This is a genomic window from Lachnospiraceae bacterium, assembly GCA_025758065.1.
Taxonomy (GTDB): Bacteria; Bacillota; Clostridia; order Lachnospirales; family Lachnospiraceae; genus Enterocloster.
The window spans coordinates 423139-443033 of the sequence record CP107199.1; the positions used below are offsets into that span (position 1 = coordinate 423139).

At 43.5% G+C, this 19895-nt stretch carries 15 protein-coding genes; 4 read left to right on the forward strand and 11 right to left on the reverse strand.

Going from position 1 to position 19895, the window contains the following annotated elements:
• Nucleotides 1-64: 64 nt before the first annotated feature.
• Both rpoC and OGM16_01965 read right to left on the reverse strand, forming a co-directional pair.
• Nucleotides 65-3733: a DNA-directed RNA polymerase subunit beta' gene (gene rpoC, locus OGM16_01960; GenBank protein UYJ48371.1), complete on the reverse strand. Its 3669-nt coding sequence runs from the start codon at nucleotides 3731-3733 to the stop codon at nucleotides 65-67.
• Between the two features lie 190 nt (nucleotides 3734-3923).
• Nucleotides 3924-7784: a DNA-directed RNA polymerase subunit beta gene (locus OGM16_01965; protein ID UYJ47069.1), complete on the reverse strand. Its 3861-nt coding sequence runs from the start codon at nucleotides 7782-7784 to the stop codon at nucleotides 3924-3926.
• A 406-nt stretch (nucleotides 7785-8190) separates the two neighbouring features.
• Between OGM16_01965 and OGM16_01970 the strand changes: the two genes are divergently transcribed.
• Entirely contained in the window at nucleotides 8191-8640 is a 450-nt protein-coding gene (locus OGM16_01970) for a hypothetical protein (protein ID UYJ47070.1), read from the forward strand.
• 102 nt (nucleotides 8641-8742) lie between these two features.
• Here OGM16_01970 and OGM16_01975 read toward each other — a convergent pair whose 3' ends face one another.
• Both OGM16_01975 and OGM16_01980 read right to left on the reverse strand, forming a co-directional pair.
• Entirely contained in the window at nucleotides 8743-9165 is a 423-nt protein-coding gene (locus tag OGM16_01975; GenBank protein ID UYJ47071.1) for a DUF1934 domain-containing protein, read from the reverse strand.
• Nucleotides 9166-9205: 40 nt separating this feature from the next.
• Nucleotides 9206-10264 (reverse strand): D-alanine--D-alanine ligase, encoded by a 1059-nt coding sequence (locus OGM16_01980; GenBank protein UYJ47072.1) that lies wholly within the window; start codon nucleotides 10262-10264, stop codon nucleotides 9206-9208.
• Nucleotides 10265-10502: 238 nt separating this feature from the next.
• Here OGM16_01980 and OGM16_01985 point away from each other — a divergent pair, with 238 nt between their 5' ends.
• Complete coding sequence (locus OGM16_01985; GenBank protein ID UYJ47073.1) at nucleotides 10503-11123, forward strand: stage II sporulation protein R; 621 nt, start codon at nucleotides 10503-10505, stop codon at nucleotides 11121-11123.
• Here OGM16_01985 and OGM16_01990 read toward each other — a convergent pair.
• The 4 genes from OGM16_01990 to OGM16_02005 form a co-directional block, all read right to left on the reverse strand.
• Entirely contained in the window at nucleotides 11120-11368 is a 249-nt protein-coding gene (locus tag OGM16_01990) for a hypothetical protein (protein ID UYJ47074.1), read from the reverse strand. The genes OGM16_01985 and OGM16_01990 overlap by 4 nt on opposite strands.
• A gap of 104 nt (nucleotides 11369-11472) precedes the next feature.
• On the reverse strand, nucleotides 11473-12180 hold the full coding sequence (locus OGM16_01995; GenBank protein UYJ47075.1) for a GntR family transcriptional regulator: 708 nt from the start codon (nucleotides 12178-12180) through the stop codon (nucleotides 11473-11475).
• A gap of 17 nt (nucleotides 12181-12197) precedes the next feature.
• A complete protein-coding gene (gene ispE / locus OGM16_02000) occupies nucleotides 12198-13103 on the reverse strand; it encodes a 4-(cytidine 5'-diphospho)-2-C-methyl-D-erythritol kinase (protein UYJ47076.1) in 906 nt (301 codons plus the stop codon).
• A gap of 260 nt (nucleotides 13104-13363) precedes the next feature.
• Nucleotides 13364-14101 (reverse strand): YesL family protein, encoded by a 738-nt coding sequence (locus tag OGM16_02005; protein ID UYJ48372.1) that lies wholly within the window; start codon nucleotides 14099-14101, stop codon nucleotides 13364-13366.
• Nucleotides 14102-14449: 348 nt separating this feature from the next.
• On the opposite strand from OGM16_02005, the gene OGM16_02010 reads away from it, so the two are divergent.
• Nucleotides 14450-15133, forward strand: a complete 684-nt coding sequence (locus OGM16_02010) for a hypothetical protein (protein ID UYJ47077.1) — start codon at nucleotides 14450-14452, stop codon at nucleotides 15131-15133.
• Here the strand turns inward: OGM16_02010 and OGM16_02015 are convergent.
• The 3 genes from OGM16_02015 to OGM16_02025 form a co-directional block, all read right to left on the reverse strand.
• Nucleotides 15030-15869 carry a GNAT family N-acetyltransferase gene (locus OGM16_02015; GenBank protein ID UYJ47078.1) on the reverse strand — a complete coding sequence of 280 codons (840 nt, stop codon included), beginning with the start codon at nucleotides 15867-15869 and terminating at the stop codon, nucleotides 15030-15032. The genes OGM16_02010 and OGM16_02015 overlap by 104 nt on opposite strands.
• Nucleotides 15870-15944: 75 nt before the next feature.
• Nucleotides 15945-16463: a peptidylprolyl isomerase gene (locus OGM16_02020; protein ID UYJ47079.1), complete on the reverse strand. Its 519-nt coding sequence runs from the start codon at nucleotides 16461-16463 to the stop codon at nucleotides 15945-15947.
• 157 nt (nucleotides 16464-16620) lie between these two features.
• On the reverse strand, nucleotides 16621-17742 hold the full coding sequence (locus tag OGM16_02025) for an ISAs1 family transposase (GenBank protein UYJ47080.1): 1122 nt from the start codon (nucleotides 17740-17742) through the stop codon (nucleotides 16621-16623).
• Between the two features lie 179 nt (nucleotides 17743-17921).
• On the opposite strand from OGM16_02025, the gene OGM16_02030 reads away from it, so the two are divergent.
• On the forward strand, nucleotides 17922-19076 hold the full coding sequence (locus OGM16_02030) for an IS3 family transposase (protein UYJ47081.1): 1155 nt from the start codon (nucleotides 17922-17924) through the stop codon (nucleotides 19074-19076).
• The last annotated feature ends 819 nt before the right edge of the window (nucleotides 19077-19895 follow it).

Genomic DNA, 19895 nt, shown 5'->3' on the forward strand with positions numbered 1-19895 from the left:
TTTCAGCCGGACTCCCGTATTCTATATCCTGATCCAGTCCTGGACCAGTTTTTCATTATTTTTATTACTCTTCGGTCTCGTCATCATCCTCAGATGCATCTTCGTTTTCGTCCATGTCCAGAACTTCTTCTGCTACATTGTCCTCAGAGATTTCAGAATCCTCAGCTCCATCCAGTGCGATCTCATCATCGTCTGACATGGAGATTTCATCGTCTTCTGAAAGAAGCCTGTCATCTGTGTCCAGTTTCACATTGCGGTAACGCTTCATACCTGTACCAGCAGGAATTGGCTTACCGATGATGACGTTCTCCTTGATACCGATCAAATGGTCAACCTTACCGTTGATAGCAGCCTCTGTCAGAACCTTGGTGGTCTCCTGGAAGGATGCTGCGGATAAGAAGGAATCTGTTGCAAGGGATGCCTTGGTGATACCAAGCATTACCTGCTTGCCTTCTGCAGGCTGTTTGCCCTGTGCGATCAGTTCTTCATTCATTTCATTGAAATCAAGAACATCCATAGATACACCTGGAAGAACATTACTGTCACCGCTTTCTTCAATGCGGATCTTCTTTAACATCTGATGTACGATCATTTCGATATGCTTATCGTTGATCTCAACACCCTGAAGACGGTATACACGCTGAACTTCCTGGATCATGTAATCCTGTACAGCACGAACGCCCTTGATCTTTAAGATATCATGTGGGTTTACGCTACCTTCTGTCAGCTCATCACCAGCTTCAAGAACCTGGCCTTCCATTACCTTGATCCTGGATCCGTAAGGGATCAGGTAGGTCTTGGAATTGCCGCTTTCCATATCTGTAACGGTAATCTCACGTTTCTTCTTTGTATCCTTAATGTCTACTACACCACCGAATTCAGTGATGATAGCAAGACCCTTTGGCTTACGTGCCTCAAAAAGCTCCTCAACTCGAGGAAGACCCTGTGTGATATCGCCGCCGGCAACACCACCGGTATGGAATGTACGCATGGTCAGCTGTGTACCAGGCTCACCGATAGACTGGGCTGCAATAATACCAACTGCTTCACCAACCTGTACAGGCTGTCCGGTTGCCATGTTTGCACCGTAGCACTTAGCACACACACCAATGTGGGACTTACAGCTTAATACAGTACGAATCTTAACAGTCTTACGTCCTAACTTGTTCAGAACCTTCATAACAGCTGCAGCACGCTTTGGTGTACACATGTGGTTAGCCTTGATCACTACTTCGCCGGTATCCGGATCTGTAATAGTCTCAGCAATATAACGTCCTGTGATTCTCTCTTCCAGGTCTTCGATCGTTTCGTTGCCGTCCATGAAAGCCTTGATCTCCATGTAAGGGATCTCTTTGCCTTCGCAGCAGTCAACTTCACGGATGATCAGATCCTGGGATACGTCTACCAGACGTCTGGTCAGGTAACCAGAGTCAGCAGTACGAAGAGCCGTATCGGACAGACCCTTACGTGCACCATGAGCAGAGATGAAGTACTCCAGTACATCAAGACCTTCACGGAAGTTAGACTTGATAGGAAGTTCGATGGTATGACCAGTTGTATCTGCCATCAGTCCTCGCATACCAGCTAACTGCTTGATCTGCTTATCAGATCCTCGCGCACCAGAATCAGCCATCATGAAGATGTTATTGTACTTATCCAGTCCTGTTAACAGGTCATGGGTCAGCTGATCATCGGTAGTCTTCCAGGTTTCGATAACTTCTTTATAACGTTCCTCCTCGGTAATAAGACCGCGACGGTAGTTCTTAGCAATGTGATCTACAGTAGCCTGGGCATCAGCGATCAGCTTCGGCTTGCTTGCAGGTACAGTCATATCAGAAATAGATACAGTCATAGCTGCTCTTGTAGAGAACTTATAACCGATTGCCTTGATATCATCCAGTGTAACAGCAGTCTGGGTAGCACCGTGTACATTGATGACTTTTTCAAGGATCTGCTTTAACTGCTTCTTAGCTACATGGAAATCAACTTCCAGTTTTAATTCATTTTCAGGAATACTTCTGTCTACAAAGCCTAAATCCTGAGGAATGATCTCATTGAAGATAAAACGTCCAATAGTGGATTCGATCACACCAGTCTTAACAGTGCCATCTGGCATTGTCTTGGAAACTCTTACCTTAACTCTGGAATGAAGAGTTGCCTCCTGGTTATCATATGCCAGGATCGCTTCGTTTACACTCTTGAAGATCATGCCTTCGCCCTTAGCGCCAGGACGTTCCTGGGTCAGATAGTAAATACCAAGTACCATATCCTGTGAAGGAACGGCTACAGGACCACCATCAGACGGTTTTAACAGGTTGTTCGGGCTTAACAGAAGGAAACGGCACTCTGCCTGTGCTTCTACGGACAGAGGAAGATGAACTGCCATCTGGTCACCGTCGAAGTCGGCGTTGAACGCTGTACAAACAAGTGGGTGCAGCTTAATAGCTTTACCTTCTACCAGGATCGGTTCGAATGCCTGGATACCAAGTCTGTGCAGTGTAGGAGCACGGTTTAACATAACCGGATGCTCTTTAATAACATCTTCCAGAACATCCCACACTTCTGTCTGAAGCTTTTCAACCATCTTCTTTGCATTCTTAATGTTGTGGGCAGTGCCGTTAGCCACTAACTCTTTCATTACGAATGGCTTAAACAGCTCGATCGCCATTTCTTTTGGCAGACCACACTGATAGATCTTTAATTCAGGACCAACGACGATAACGGAACGTCCGGAATAGTCAACTCGCTTACCTAACAGGTTCTGACGGAAACGTCCCTGCTTACCCTTTAACATATCAGAAAGGGACTTAAGAGCACGGTTTCCAGGTCCTGTTACAGGACGGCCGCGGCGTCCATTATCGATCAGGGCGTCAACTGCTTCCTGAAGCATACGTTTCTCATTGCGGACAATGATATCCGGAGCACCAAGCTCTAACAGTCTTGCCAGACGGTTGTTACGGTTGATGATCCTTCTATATAAATCGTTTAAGTCACTGGTTGCAAAACGTCCGCCGTCTAACTGTACCATAGGACGGATATCCGGTGGAATAACCGGGATAACATCCATGATCATCCATTCAGGACGGTTTCCGGAATTTAAGAATGCCTCTACAACTTCCAGGCGCTTGATGATCCTTGCACGCTTCTGGCCGCTTGCATCGATCAGCTGCTTTCTTAACTCTTCGGAATCTTTTTCCAGGTCGATTGCCTTTAACAGCTCCTGGATCGCCTCAGCACCCATTCCTACGCGGAATGCAGTGCTGCTGCCGTATTTTTCTACTTCTTCGCGGTATTCCTTCTCAGATAATACCTGCTTGTACTGAAGGCTTGTTACACCTGGATCCAGTACAACATAGGAAGCGAAATACAGTACCTTCTCCAGTGTTCTTGGAGAAATGTCAAGGATCAGACCCATACGGCTTGGGATACCCTTGAAGTACCAGATGTGGGATACAGGAGCAGCAAGCTCAATACGTCCCATACGCTCTCTTCTGACGCTGGACTTGGTAACTTCAACACCGCAGCGGTCACAGATCACGCCTTTGTAACGGATCTTTTTATACTTTCCACAGTGGCACTCCCAGTCCTTGCTCGGTCCGAAGATCCTCTCGCAGAAAAGTCCGTCTTTTTCAGGCTTTAAGGTTCTATAGTTAATGGTCTCAGGTTTCTTTACAACGCCGTGATCCCACCAGTCTTTCCACTCTTTGGAAGGAGCGCCTGCTGGTTCAGGCATACGGTTGCGCACAGCTCCCTGCTCCCACCAGTCTTTCCACTGCTTGCTTGGCTTATCAGCAGGCTCCGGAGTTCTGTGTGTCCAGGAGCGGATCTTTTCAGGGGAAGCCAGACCTATTTTAATGGCATCAAACGCCATTGGATGATAAGTTTCATTTATTGTTTCCGGCATGAGCTTATACTCCCTTCTATTATTCGTTCTCACTGTCATCTGTATATGCGTCATACAGGTCATCTGTATAATCGTCGTTAGTTTCCTTGGAATCGGATTCTACATTCACAAGCTCATTGTTCTTGAATTCTTGTTCCTGATATCCGTAATTGGAGTAAGACTCTCTGTCATTGTAATGACGGTCGCCTTCCAGCATAGCACGCAGTTCTGTATCGCCATAGTCAATGCTCTCTGTCATCTCTACCTCGGTACCATCTTCTCTCTGAACCTGAACATCCAGACCCAGGGACTGCATTTCCTTAAGAAGTACCTTGAAGGATTCTGGAACACCTGGCTCAGGGATATTTTCGCCCTTGATGATAGCCTCGTATGTCTTCACACGGCCAACCACATCATCAGACTTAACAGTCATGATCTCCTGCAGGGTGTAGGAAGCGCCATATGCCTCCAGAGCCCAAACCTCCATCTCTCCGAAACGCTGTCCGCCGAACTGGGCTTTACCACCCAGAGGCTGCTGTGTAACCAGGGAGTAAGGACCGGTAGAACGTGCATGGATCTTATCATCTACCAGATGATGCAGTTTCAGGTAATGCATGTGTCCGATAGTTACTGCGCCATCAAAGTATTCGCCGGTACGTCCATCACGGAGACGTACTTTACCGTCACGGCTGATCGGTACGCCTTCCCAAAGCTTTCTATGCTCTAAGTGAGTACCCAGATAATCCATTACCTCAGGTTTTAAGGTATCTTTATATTTAGCTTCAAATTCTTCCCATGGAGTATTTACATAGTCATTTGCAAGCTCCAGAGTATCCTGGATATCATTCTCGTTTGCACCATCGAAAATAGGAGTGGAAACGTTAAAGCCAAGCGCTCTTGCAGCAAGACTTAAGTGGATCTCCAGCACCTGTCCGATATTCATACGTGAAGGTACGCCCAATGGGTTCAGCACGATGTCCAGAGGACGGCCGTTTGGAAGGAATGGCATATCTTCTACAGGAAGCACACGGGAAACAACACCCTTGTTACCATGACGTCCAGCCATCTTATCACCAACAGAGATCTTACGTTTCTGGGCGATATAGATACGGACAGTCTGGTTTACGCCTGGTGCAAGCTCGTCACCATTTTCTCTTGTAAATACCTTTGCGTCTACGATGATACCGTATGCACCATGAGGTACCTTTAAGGAGGTATCACGTACTTCTCTTGCCTTTTCACCGAAGATTGCTCTTAACAGTCTCTCTTCAGCAGTCAGCTCGGTCTCTCCCTTTGGAGTAACCTTACCTACCAGAATATCTCCGGCACGGACCTCTGCACCAATACGGATGATACCGCGTTCGTCCAGATCCTTTAATGCATCTTCACCAACACCAGGTACATCCCGGGTGATCTCTTCCGGTCCTAACTTGGTGTCACGGGCTTCTGCCTCATACTCTTCAATATGAACAGATGTATAAACATCATCCCGTACCAGACGCTCAGAAAGAAGGACCGCATCCTCGTAGTTGTAGCCTTCCCAGGTCATAAATCCGATCAACGGGTTCTTACCAAGAGCGATCTCACCATTGCAGGTAGAAGGACCATCTGCAATAACTTCACCAGCTTCTACGTGATCATTCTTATAAACAATCGGCTTCTGGTTGTAACAGTTGCTCTGGTTGCTTCTCTTAAATTTAGTCAGATGGTATACATCACGGTTTCCATCGGAATCTCTCTTGATGATGATCTCATTGGAAGCGGAACGCTCAACTACACCTGCATTCTTTGCAACAACACAAACGCCGGAGTCAACAGCAGCCTTACCTTCAATACCGGTGCCTACTACAGGAGCCTCTGTGCTTAACAGCGGCACTGCCTGACGCTGCATGTTGGATCCCATAAGAGCACGGTTCGCATCGTCATTCTGAAGGAATGGGATCATAGCAGTTGCAACAGAGAATACCATCTTAGGAGAAACGTCCATTAAGTCGATGGTGCTCTTTCTGAATTCGGAAGTCTCTGTACGGAAACGTCCGGATACGTTGTTATGGATGAAGCGGCCTTCTTCATCTAATGGTTCATTCGCCTGGGCTACGATGAAGTTGTCCTCTTCGTCTGCAGTCAGATATACTACTTCATCCGTAACCTTTGGATTAGCTGCGTCAGTCTTATCTACTACACGGTAAGGTGCTTCAATAAAGCCGTACTGGTTTACTCTTGCATAGCTTGCAAGGGAGTTGATCAGACCGATGTTAGGACCTTCAGGAGTCTCGATCGGGCACATACGGCCATAATGTGTATAGTGTACATCTCGTACCTCGAATCCGGCACGGTCTCTTGACAGACCACCAGGACCTAAGGCAGATAAACGTCTCTTATGTGTAAGCTCGGACAGCGGGTTGTTCTGATCCATGAACTGGGACAGCTGGGAACTTCCGAAGAATTCCTTTACAGCAGCTGTAACAGGCTTGATATTGATCAGGGACTGTGGTGTAATGCCGTCTACATCCTGCGTTGTCATACGTTCTCTTACAACACGCTCCATACGGGACAAGCCGATACGGTACTGGTTCTGTAACAGCTCACCTACGGCACGGATACGACGGTTTCCTAAGTGGTCGATATCATCAGATGTACCAACCTGCTCTTCCAGATGCATGTTGTAGTTGATGGAAGCTAAGATATCTTCCTTTGTGATATGCTTCGGGATCAGGTCATGAATATTTCTTCTGATCTCTTCCTTAAGCAGTTCTTCATCATCACCTGCTTTTTCCAGGATTGGAGCAAGCGCAGGATAATATACTAATTCAGAAACGCCAACTTCTTCCGGATCAAAGGATACATAAGCACCAAGTTCAACCATCATATTGGAAAGGACTTTCTGCTTTCTGCTAATTCCTTCTACCCATACAAAAGGAACAGCAGAGTTCTGAACCTTCATGGCAGATTCTTTATCTAACTTTGTACCGGCTTCTGCAATGATCTCACCTGTAGTGGTATCAACTACATCTTCTGCCAGCACCTGTCCGTTCAGACGGAACTTAAAGGACAGTTTCTTATTGAATTTATAACGTCCAACCTTTGCCAGGTCATATCTTCTAGGATCAAAGAACATGCTGTTAAGCAGGCTCTCTGCACTGTCTACAGACAGCGGCTCGCCTGGACGGATCTTCTTGTACAGTTCTAACAGACCATCCTGATAGTTATCAGATGTATCCTTTCCGAAGCTTGCAAGCAGCTTTGGTTCTTCACCGAACAGGTCTAAGATCTCTGCATTGGTTCCGTAGCCTAAAGCACGGATCAGTACAGTGACCGGTACCTTACGGGTTCTGTCTACACGAACATAAAATACATCGTTGGAATCGGTTTCATATTCCAGCCATGCACCACGGTTAGGGATAACAGTACATGTAAACAGTTCCTTACCTACCTTATCATGTCCGATCCCGTAGTAAATACCAGGGGAACGTACAAGCTGGCTGACGATAACACGTTCTGCACCGTTAATCACAAATGAACCGGTATCTGTCATCAGAGGCAGATCACCCATAAATATCTCATGTTCATTCATTTCATCTTTGTCTTTATTGTACAGTCTGACCTTTACCTTAAGCGGTGCGGCGTAAGTAGCATCCCGTTCTTTACACTCTTCGATGGTATACTTGATATCATCTCTGCATAATGTAAAGTCAACGAATTCCAGACTTAAATGTCCTGCAAAATCCGCGATAGGAGAGATATCAGCAAACGCTTCCTTCAGTCCTTCATCTAAGAACCACTGGTAGGAGTCTTTCTGAATCTCGATCAGGTTAGGCATCTGAAGGACTTCCTTCTGCCTTGAATAGCTCATTCTTACGCTTTTCCCGGCCGGTACCGGACGTATTCTGCTTTTCTCCATTGACGTTTCACCCCTGTTTTCTTATTTGGTTGCAGTAGTTTTCCGGGATTTTTCTTTCTTTTTCTGTCCCTTTTTCCACTGCTGTCGTTCTCGGTAATCGGGCGTCAGCAAATGGGCGCAATAAGCCCAGAACGCCACAATAATGCACTCTCCATAATAACATACATTTGTCAAGGTGTCAATAATTTTTCTTGCTTTTTTTCGTTATAAATGTTATACTATATTGGAATGTCTTGGGGCATGTTCGTTCAGGCTGCTAAGACCACATTATGTACTCACGGAATCTTTTTTTGACCGGTTTTACGGGAAGATTTCTTTGTCAGCTGTACCCGGCAAAAAACCGGCCGCAAAAGCAGGTGCAGGAAAGACTTCGAAAGTACATCATTACAATTCGGAGGTATACATTATGTTAAATACCGTTTTAAACATACTGCTGGTGATTCTCATCATTGCAGCTATCGTTCTGGCTATCCTGTATTTCCTTGGAAATAAGCTCCAGAAGCGCCAGTTAGAACAGCAGCAGATGTTAGATGCAGCTGCACAGACCGTATCTCTTCTTGTTATTGATAAGAAGAAACTGAAACTGACTCAGGCAGGTCTTCCAAAAATGGTAGTTGACCAGACTCCAAAGTACATGCGCTGGACCAAGGTTCCGATCGTTAAAGCAAAGATCGGACCAAAGATCGTTACACTGATCGCTGATGCAAGAGTATTTGAGTGCCTTCCTGTTAAAACAGAAGCAAAGGTAATCTTAAGCGGTATCTACATCACCCAGATCAAAAGTGTACGCGGAGGTTCTATTCCAACTCCGCCAAAGAAAAAGGGATTTTTCGCAAGATTCCGTAAAGATGCATAATATGGGGCGTAAAAAAACAGCCGGCTCCCGGATGGGATCGGCTGTTTTTTATTATGCACAACTCACTTTATGATAATGTTCACCATCAGGCAACATATCCGTTTACTGGCAGGACTGCACATCTACCAGGATACGGCAGTCTGACATATGTTCGTAATTAATATCCAGGGAATAGTCCACATTTACCTTCAGGCTGTCTGCCTGTTCATCCACTGCAAAGTGGTTGGCCTGTATCCCCACTACGATCTCACCAAACGGTGTGCTGTAACAGGAAACATTTTTCCGGTTCTTTTCAAACAGCATATGGGTAATGGCTGTTCCTTTTTTTGTAATATCCATAGATGTTGACGTGATCTTGATGATATTCTTTACCGGTTCTTTAAAGCCTTCTATCAGTTCTTCATACAAAACATAATGTTTCCCGTTCTTCTGGTAATAATCACCCCGGACGATCATCTCCACATCATTATCCTCTTCATCCACTGTATGTACCCCACGGATAGTGATCAATACATCCTTTGTCATGTAACCCTCTTTTCTTTCTGAAAGCACCTGTGATCTGAGCTTAGAAGCGCTCTAAAGCATGGCTCATCAGCTTATCTACTAATTCCTCTTTGTTAATACCTCTTGCTTCCCACAGCATCGGATACATGCTGATCGCGGTAAATCCAGGCATTGTATTGATCTCGTTAAATACGATCTCTCCATCTTCCTTTACAAAGAAGTCCACGCGGGAAAGTCCATATCCGTCTACTGCTTTAAAAATAGCTACTGCTGCCTTTCTTACTTCTTCTGCTGCATTGCCTGGAAGTTCAGGATCTGTTACAGTCTTGGACTCAGCATTATGGTATTTTGCATCAAAATCATAAAAATCTGCTGCTGCCAGGATCTCACCAACACCGGAAGCCTTTACTTCTTCTTTTCCGCCGCCAAATACAGCACATTCGATCTCACGGCCAACGATCATTTCTTCTACCAGGATCTTTCTGTCATGGTTTGCAGCCTCTTTTAAACCGTTTTCCAGTTCTTCTCTGTTTTCTGCCTTGCTGACACCCTTAGATGAGCCTGCGTTAGATGGTTTAATGAATACAGGATATGAAAAATGTTTTTCAACACGGGCAATTACTACATCCATATCAGCTAACTGCTCACTCATAACAGGCTCGTAATCTGCCTGACGGATGCCTAAATTATTTACAATGATCTTTGTATACAGTTTATCCATGCCTACTGCAGATGCCAGTACGCCGCAGCCTACATATGGGATCCTTGCCAGTTCGAGAAGTCCCTGAATGGTTCCATCCTCACCATGAAGTCCGTGAAGGACCGGGAATACCAGATCAAGTTTTACTTCTGATACTTTGTCTCCATCCATAAGGATCGCACATTTTTTAGTGGCATCTGGAAGGATGGCTGCAGATACCTTTCCATTTCTCCACTCGCCGCTTCTGATATCGTCCACAGAATCTGTCTTGATCCAATGTCCGTCCATTGTAATACCAATAAGAAGCAGATCATATTTTTCTTTGTTGATACGGTCGATCACATTGGCTGCTGACATGCAGGAAACTTCATGCTCTGATGACTGTCCGCCGAAAATGACTGCTGCTGTTTTTCTTTCCATTTCTATATCTCCTCACTTACATCTTTTCTTTTCCATAAATCTTTAAAACAGATCTTTAAAATAAATCTTTAAAATCTCATTTTTCTCAGATTTTACCGTTTACAGTATAGCATATGTGGAAATAAATACAATTAGAAAATCTGTTACAGTTCATCCATGACATCTTCTTGTTTCCATATTCATGAAAACAAGAAGCATGGATAAACTGTAACGAAAATCTTGAAAGGAAGTTTTATCCATGAAATCTGTAACTGACTGCCGTAAATGGCTTTTTTGTTCTCTTGCCTGCTTTTTCACTGCCTTCCTGATCGCTGTTTCTGCCAATACCTGCAAACAGGAAGCAGATGCCAGCCGTATTGCCCCTTATGTGCTGCGTTTTCATATTTTAGCAGAAAGCAACTCTAAAACTGACCAGCAGCTAAAATTGAAGGTACGCGAACAGGTTCTTTCTTATATACAGGAAAATGCCCCGGCTCATGCTGGAAAAGAAGAACTTGCTTCCTGGCTCCTTTCCCGCAGGGAAGATATTATTCTCAATGCCAAACAGACACTGGCCTATTATGGACGTAAAGCAACGGTAGACCTTAACCTGAGCCATGACCATTTTCCTGCAAGGACCTATGGAAATGCATTTTTTCCCTGCGGCTACTATGATGCAGCACGCCTTACCATAGGCAAAGGAAAAGGACGCAACTGGTGGTGCGTCCTCTATCCCGGACTGTGTTTTCCTGATCCGGATCCCGTTGTAAAAGAAACATCCTCTAAGGGATATTCCCTTGTCTTTGAAACTGCCCCAAGACCAGAACTGCATCTTGGACTTTTAGATGCTGCAAAACAGCTTTTTAAGCAGAAAGCTTAGCCTCTCGCTTTCTGCTTATCTAACATTTCCTGAAGAGCCTCGTCACTTTCATCGATCCAGACATCTTCTTCATCAGCATTAAGTCCCAGATAAACAGCCAGTGTACGTTCATCATCACTGTTGTTCCAGTGGCTGATATAACGGTCGATTTCATCAAAGCCGATCTCACCGGCAAGATAGAGTTCTTTGAAAGTCTTTTCTGTTTTATCTTCTATTTTATTCTCTTCTACTTTATTCTCTTCCATTTTATATTCTTCTCCTATACATTTCCATATTTTCACAGAGTTCTTCTGTGGCTGACCTTGTAAAAAGAGTTTTTATCAGTTGTACCCCCACAGGACATTTCCTGCTACCTTCTTCCACGGCCGCGCACAGGCTGTACATCTTCCTGTTCCTTGATATTCTTTGAAACAGTGATCTCCTGATTATCAATGTGTTCCCTGGCTGCATTCTTTGCTTCTGCAATGTTGCGGGTCTTGATAGCTGCTAAAATATGTTCATGTTCAACTACCAGGATTTGACGTTTATCCTCATCCTTGATGTATTCCAAGCGATAACGGTACATCTGCTCTCTTAAGTTATTTAAGATCTGCACCAGCTTGTCATTTCCGGTTCCCAGATAGATCACATCATGGAATGCCTCATCCGTTTCTGCAATATTCATGGCATTTCCTTTATGAATAGCATTTTTAAAAGCATTCTGGCGCTGTTCTAACTGATCGATCTCTTCATCTGTCATTCTCTGGCATGCCAGTTCAATAGCAAGCTCTTCCAGGGAACGGCGCACTTCCAGCACATCGCGAAGACTCTTTTCAGAGATTTTTGCTACCTCAGCGCCTTTTCGCGGGATCATAAGTACAAGTCCTTCCAGTTCCAGCTTACGGATGGCTTCACGGATCGGTGTACGGCTTACGCCTAATTTTTCTGCCAGCTGGATCTCCATCAGTCTTTCTCCCGGGGCCAGTTCTCCCTTTAAAATAGCCTGGCGCAGTGTATTAAATACAACATCACGAAGAGGCAGGTATTCATTCATATTGACTTTAAAATTATTTTCCATCTTAAGACCATTCCTTTCTAAATTTTATATGTACTTCGTTTTACATTAAAGAAGTTGGTGAGATATACTTGTTTTGCCAGTTTTGCTGCATCGCCGTAGCGAAGCCTTTCGTAAGCATTCTGCGCTGCCTGAGGATTGGTGAACAGGCCAAATACGGTCGGACCGCTTCCGCTCATCATGGCATTGACCGCCCCTTCTGCTTTCATCACCTGCTCGATCTCACCGATCACAGGATATTTACCTGCTGTTACCAGTTCCAGTACATTTCCGAATTTCCCGGCTATTTCATGGATATTCTGGCGGTTGATTGCTTCTATCATACCGTCAATATCCGGATGGTCTTCTGGTTTCAGCTCCATAGCATCCAGGCTTTCATAAACCACTTTTGTAGAAACGCTGATCCCCGGCTTTGCGATCAGCACCTGACATTGTGGAATCTGGGGAAGCGGTGTTAATTCTTCGCCAATCCCTTCTGAAAGTGCCGTTCCACGCATCAGGCAGTATGGGATATCTGCTCCCAGCTTTACACCACGCTCCATAAGTTCTTTTATACTTAAACCCAAGCCAAACATTTTATTGACCCCAAAAAGGACCGCAGCTGCATCTGTACTGCCTCCGGCCATTCCTGCCGATACAGGAATGAACTTTTTCAGTTGTATGGAAACCCCCTCTTTTACTCCGAATTCTTCTATTAAAAGAGCCGCTGCGCGGTAAGCCAGATTCTGTTCATTGTTCGGAAGGTAAAACAGGTTAGTCTCCAGACGGATACCTGGCTCCTTTGTCCTGTAAAGTTCGATCCTGTCATGAAGTCCTACAGTCTGCATGATCATACGGACATCATGATACCCGTTGTCCCTTTTTCCCAGTACATCCAGCGCCAGATTTATCTTTCCATATGCCTTCAGGCGTAAATGTTTGATCATAGCTGCTATCCCCTTTTTCTCGATTCATTAATACTATCGGATACCTGGCACTTCGTGCTCCCGTAATCCTCAAAACATTCCTGATCTGTTCATTATTTTGTACATTTTATAATACATTATATTGTATACATTAATTCTAACTATTTTTCAAGAGTCTAAACATTAAAAAAATATTAAAAAATATTATGATTCATAAAGAAAAAGAGGACCTGCTGCTGGTCCCCTTCGATTTATCTCTGATATATAAATATATGGTTTCTTTATTTTCCTTTTAAACTCTGAATTGCATCTTCGATCTCTTTATTATTTTCATCTAACAGCGGGGAAAGTCCACTTTCATGGCCCTGCTTATCTTCTTCCGGGATATACTTTTTAAAGATCGGTGTGAAGATATAGGAATTCACAAATGCGATCAGCGGAAAACCAAATAACAGCAGGAGCATGGCTGCCTGAGGCATTACAAATAAAGCAAAATATACGGCTGCGACTAAAAAGCCATCTACTACCAGCATCATAATAGTCTGTCCCATATGACGGACTGACATGAAAAGCGCGTTAAATAATGTACGCTTTACTGTATTGTAAAATCTTGCCTGAAGAGGGAATACGTAGGTAGTGATAAATAAAAGGATCAGGGTCATTCCACCAAAAACAGCTGTCAGCATGGTCTTTAAAGTACCAGACATACCTGCTGCCGCTCCTCCCATAATAAACCACAGATCAAAAGCAACCAGCGATCCCGCTAAAAGGATCAGCAGCCAGATGGCTGTAGCCTGTTTAAAGTTCTGGATAAAGGAACGGAAAAAGGATTTTATCGTAGAATCATCCTCATCGCGCACCAGCTTTAAGGTTACGTAATATACTGCTGTGGTAGCTGCACCGGCTGTAAATACCGGAATACAACAGACCAGCCATAAAAGATTCAAAAGCACCAGATCTCCCAGCTTTCCAATAAAGCGCCAGACCGGATTGTCATAATTAAAAAATCCCTGCAACATAGTTTGTCCTCGTCTTTCATTAATGCCACGCCGAAAAGCTTCTGTACCTGTATGAATGCCTGCTTTTCTTTGGTTCATTACATTGTATCTTATACTCACGAATCCCGCGCATTCGCGCTCTTCTGCCTGCTTACGCAGGCGATTCGTTCGTTAATGGCCCTAGAAAAACAAATGTCTGCTGCGCAGCCGCTTGTTTTTCTTTTGGGCTCATTATATCATATCTAATGTAAAAAGGAAATGGGCAGTTGCAGGTATCTGCTTTTTCAGCTATACTATAAGTTAATGATGTTAAAATATTCGTAATCCACTCATTTTTCTAAAAAAATGCTGACCTGAAAGGAACACACCATGGACCTGAAGAAAAACCTGAATAGCGAACTTGAAAAACTAAAACACATGTCTGTCAAAGACAAGATCTGGTATATTTTAGAATATTATAAATTTCATATGATCGCGATCATACTTTTTATCTCTATGTTGTGGGTGATCGGCAGCAGCATTTACCGCCAGTCTTTTACCACACGGCTTACACTTGCCATTGTTAATGACTACTCCGGCGGCAATTCTTCTATAGAACCATTGGAAAACAGCCTGAAAGACGCTCTTGGCTGTGGAAAAAAGGATCTGATCGAGATCAATTCCGGTCTTTTCATCAATACAGATGAGCCCCAGGCCTCCCAATATGCTTATGCCAGTATGGCAAAGATCGCAGCTCTGTCTGCTGGAGGAAATCTGGATATTATAATTGCTGATCCACAGACCATCCAGCACTATGGATCCCAGAATGCATTTTTAAACCTGGAAGATTTTTTACCGGAAGATTTAAAAGATCGTGCTGAAACGGAAGGACTTTTCTTCTATACAGACAATGGAAGCGGCCAGTCTATAGCTGCCGCTATTTCCCTGGATTCAACGGATTTTTCTGAGCTTACAGGAGCCGTGATCCATTCTCCTTATCTGGCTGTTGTTGCATCTTCTCAGCATACAGAAGATACCCTTCGGGCCATTCACTGGCTATTTGACCAGAAGTGATCTTTACTGCTTCCATTCCAAGGCTTTCTGCCAGTGTGCAGGAAGCCTTGTTTTTTTTCTCGATCCAGGCACAAAGTCTGGCGGAAAGAACTTCATGGGCATAGAAAAGAATGGCAATTGCCGCTTCTTTTGCATAACCATTTTTCCTGTAGGTTTTAAAAATATGGTATCCCAGTTCCAGCCAGCACAAACCGTCCGGAAGTGCCGGAAGAGCCTGCAAAGCAGTTTCCGGGATCTGTGGATTGCCAACACCAGCCATACCGATCAGGACTGTATTATCCTTTTTAACTGCATTTTTTTCAGCTTTCTTTAGCACAGCCCATGTTCCATATTCGTAAAATCCATACTGGTTCTTTATATAAGCTTCCAGCTTATCTGGATCACGAAATATTTCTTCTTCCTTCCCATATTCTTCTTCCGATATATTCTTCGCATCTTCTTTTATAAATTCACGAATGACCAGTCTTTCTGTTTCATCGATCAGCCAAGGAAGCCCCAGATAACGGCGCAGGATCAGCTCTGTAAGTTCATCTGTGGCATACTCTATGGAAGGAATTACATAGGGAATCCCATTTAAATCCCAGCTGTCTGTGGCTTTCTCATCTGTTTTCCCACTGCTCATACAGCCTAAAACAGCCCTTCCGGAAGCTTTCGCCTCCAAAAGGGCCTGTGGTTCATCGGATATGAGAAGCGTATATTTTCTTCCTTCTATTAAAAGAGCGCGCTCCTGTTTCATATTGTTCTATCTCCTGTGAGAACCGTTTTTGAGTTTTACTGCATTTTGATATTGATCCCATCGTTTCCCGATCGATCAGCACTTCTCTGGCTCTGGATAATCCACACCAAAGGTATCTACAGTCATAGATTTGATCTTCTGCTCCTTTAACGGACGGTCAGAATAATCGGTACGCTCATTTGCGATCTTATCTACAATATTCATTCCCTCTGTTACCTTACCGAATGCTGCATACGCACCATCAAGATGAGGCGCATCCTTGTGCATGATAAAGAACTGGGATCCTGCAGAGTTTGGCATCATGGACCTTGCCATGGATAAAACGCCTTCTGTGTGCTTTAAATCATTTTTTACACCGTTCTGGCTGAATTCGCCCTTAATGCTATAGCCTGGACCACCCATACCAGTTCCCTGTGGGCATCCGCCCTGGATCATAAATCCACGGATGACTCTGTGGAAGATCAGACCGTCATAATAACCTTTCTTCACCAGACTGATAAAGTTATTTACTGTGTTTGATGCTACTTCCGGATATAATTCTGCTTTTATCACATCACCATTTTCCATGGTAATGGTAACTACTGGATTTGCCATTGTTTTTATCTCCTTTTCATTTCAGAATGGGCCTGTGATATATGGCCTTTCTGTTTAATATAGCAGATTGCAGGGTGGTTGTCCAGTGAGGAGAAAACCCAATTCACGACAAACGCACGAACGATCATCTGGCATCAATTCTGCTTTCTGTTATTTTTTAAGCTTCTAAAAGTTCTTCTAGATACTGAATTGGGCGTAAGCTAAGTACAAACCTTTTCTTTCGCATCGACAACTTATGTCTTGTTATTTGTGCCGGTTTCAAAATACTTAGGCTCCATTTCCTTATGATATTCAAATTTTGTGCCGCCAGCTTATCTATGGTTGTATTCGCATCTTCCCGGAATGTTACATCCAGATACCAGTGCATGCTTTCTATACTCCAGTGTCCTCTCACTGCACGGCTGACCTGTTCAATGTCTCCTTTTAAACTGCTGATGAAATAACGGTTCTCTATTCTTGTATTTCCTTCTTTCTTCAGCGTTTTCTTCTCCATTACTATACTGGACAGTCCTTTCCAGTTCTTTTTCTGGCTTAACCACTTAATATCCTCTGTCTGATAATACTCCCTTATCTCGATCTGACCATGTGCTTTTTCCTGGGTTTTTTTGTAATTACCTCTTTCACGGATCTCTTTTTGGAACTCTTCGTCTGAAAAGTATTCTTGTACATCTTCATACAGACTGTTTTGATTTCTCTTCAATGCCAGCACATAGTCTGCCCGTTTTTTCTTTATTTTCTCCGCTATTGCAGTCTGCGTTCCCATTGCATCGATTGTTACGAGCTGGCCTTTTATCTGGATCTTGTCCAGCAATTCCGGGATCGCTACGATCTCATTGCTTTTTTCTTCAACTGCTTTTTGTCCAAGACAGAAACCTGACTCTTTACTCCATGCTGATACAATGTGGGATGCCTTCCCATCTCCTCTTTTATTGGAGCGCATGGTTTTACCATCTATACAAATGATCTTCTTCAGTAGTTCCCCTTCATTCTGATTTAATCGATCCTGCCATTTTCCATAAAGCTGCTGTATGATCTCCGGTGATATCATCCCCATTACACGTCTTATTGTATCATGAGATGGTATTCCGTTTTTTAACTCAATATATTTGCGTAGATAATCCTGATAACTTTCCGCAAACAATGCCATTTCCACCCAGTCATCCGCATTTGCCAGTGTTGCAAACAATACAATAACAAGAATGTCCTTCAATGTATGACGAACTTTCCTTTGCTGACGATCATCTTCTATGTATTCCAGCCAATCTAATAATTCCTGCATGTATCAACACCCCTTTTCTTTTAATTTTATCAGAAAAGGGGCGTGTTCACAATTTATTTACTCATGCGTTTGTCATGAAACCCAATTACTATAATGGTATCGTAATTTAAGACACTTTGAGAGACATATTTTAATGAATCTGGTATACTGTAAGCACTATAAAAAGAAGAATCATTTTTATGTCTCGAACAAGAAGAATTTTCTCCGCAAAATTCAAATCCGAGTTAGTCATTGAACTGCTCAAAGGAGAAAAGGACTTAAATACAATTGCCAGCGAAAATAACATTCAGCCGAATCTTCTTCGCAACTGGAAAAAAGAATTCCTCGATAAAGCATCGGTTGTCTTCGATGATTCAAGAGAAGACAACTTGAAAGAGAAACCCGCCTTAGAGCGCAAGGAAAAAGCCGAATACGCGAAAAAAGTTGGCCAGCTCACCATGCAGGTGGATTGGTTGAAAAAAAATCTGAAGAAACACTTAGACCTGACTACGAGAGTAAATTTAGTCCGAAACCTTTTGAAGACTAAAGAATTCCCAATAAAAACAGGTGCTGAGCTTCTTGGAATCAACCGCACCAGCGTGTACTATAATGGAACACACATATCTCAGGAAGAGTTAGAATGCAAAGCTATCATTGATCATCTGCATACCGATAATTCTGCCTGGGGAGCCCGTCAAATGTCTTCACAGCTGAAAATGCGTGGTCATCAGGTGGGACGCCGGAAAACGCGCCGCTATATGATTGAAATGTGGATTGATCCGATCTATCCAAAGATGAATCTTTCCAAACGTATGCAACAGGCGAAAGTCTGCCCGTATCTGCTTCGTAACGCCGTTATCGACCATCCAAATCAGGCATGGTCAATCGACATCACCTATATCCCCATCAAGCACGGCTTCCTGTATCTGACAGCCATCATTGACTGGTATAGCCGTTGTATTGTTGGCTGGGAGATAGATGATACCTTGGACACCAAAATGGTCATAAACGCGTTGAAAAAAGCTTTCAAGGTGGCAAACCCCCTGATTCTGAACTCTGATCAAGGATGTCAGTTTACAAGCACCGAGTACATAGCATTTCTCAAAGAAAACCATATCCGTCAGAGCATGGATGGAAAAAGCCGCTGGGCAGACAACATCATGATTGAACGCTGGTTTCGCAGCTTCAAATATGAGGAAGCCTATCTTACACAGTATGCCAACATCCTGGAAGCGAGAGCGGCTATCAAAAGCTATGTACATACCTACAACTTTGAGCGCTGTCATTCAGCAATCAACAATCAGACACCCACATCATATTATTATCCGGCACTGCTGATTGATCATGCTGCTTAATGGAGGCCCCTCCCAACTCAGCTACATATATCGGTTCATTAAAAAATGTTTGAATTTTTGTCTTGACAACTGAACCACTATACTTGCCTGCGGAACAGTTGATCTGAGAAAAGGTATTAATGGGCTGGCAACGATCATCAGTGATAAGTATGGTCAAAATCTATTCGAGAAGAGAACGCTCTTTTTGTTTTGTAGGAAGCGTTCCGATCGGTGCAAAGGACTTTTGTGGATGGGGACCGGATTTTTACTTCTGTATAAGCGCTTTGAAGCGGGACGGTTATCATGGCCAAGGAATACGCAGGAAGCAGCAGATCTTACCGAAGAGCAGTACAAATATGATGGGTTTAAATCCCTTGGATCCCAAAATCAAAGATGTCAATCCGAAAAATATCTATTGAATCGTTTGTACAAAACAGAGAAAATATATTTTCTGTTTTGCTGCTGAAAAGAACTGCTATCGTTTACAATGGATGACCGATTCAGAACAATTCGTTAGACTGCTATCAAGCAAAAGAAGATATAACGTTAAAACAAACAGACGAAGCTAAACTGGAACGTTCCAGAGAGATCCTGGAAGCTTTAAAAGAAGCATGGGGAAGAAAACTTTTAAATTCCTGCTTCCGGCACTGGAAACCCTTGGAGATCTTTTCGAAGCAATCGACCTGGACGAAAATTAAACATAATTGCCACTATGTAAAAACAAAGTAAACTTTTTTTAACTGAATAGTGTAAAAAACGCTTTTCAAAAGGCCTTCCTATGATAAAATAAATCACAGGAGGGCCTTTTATTCTATTTCCCACACTTATATATAAAGGTAT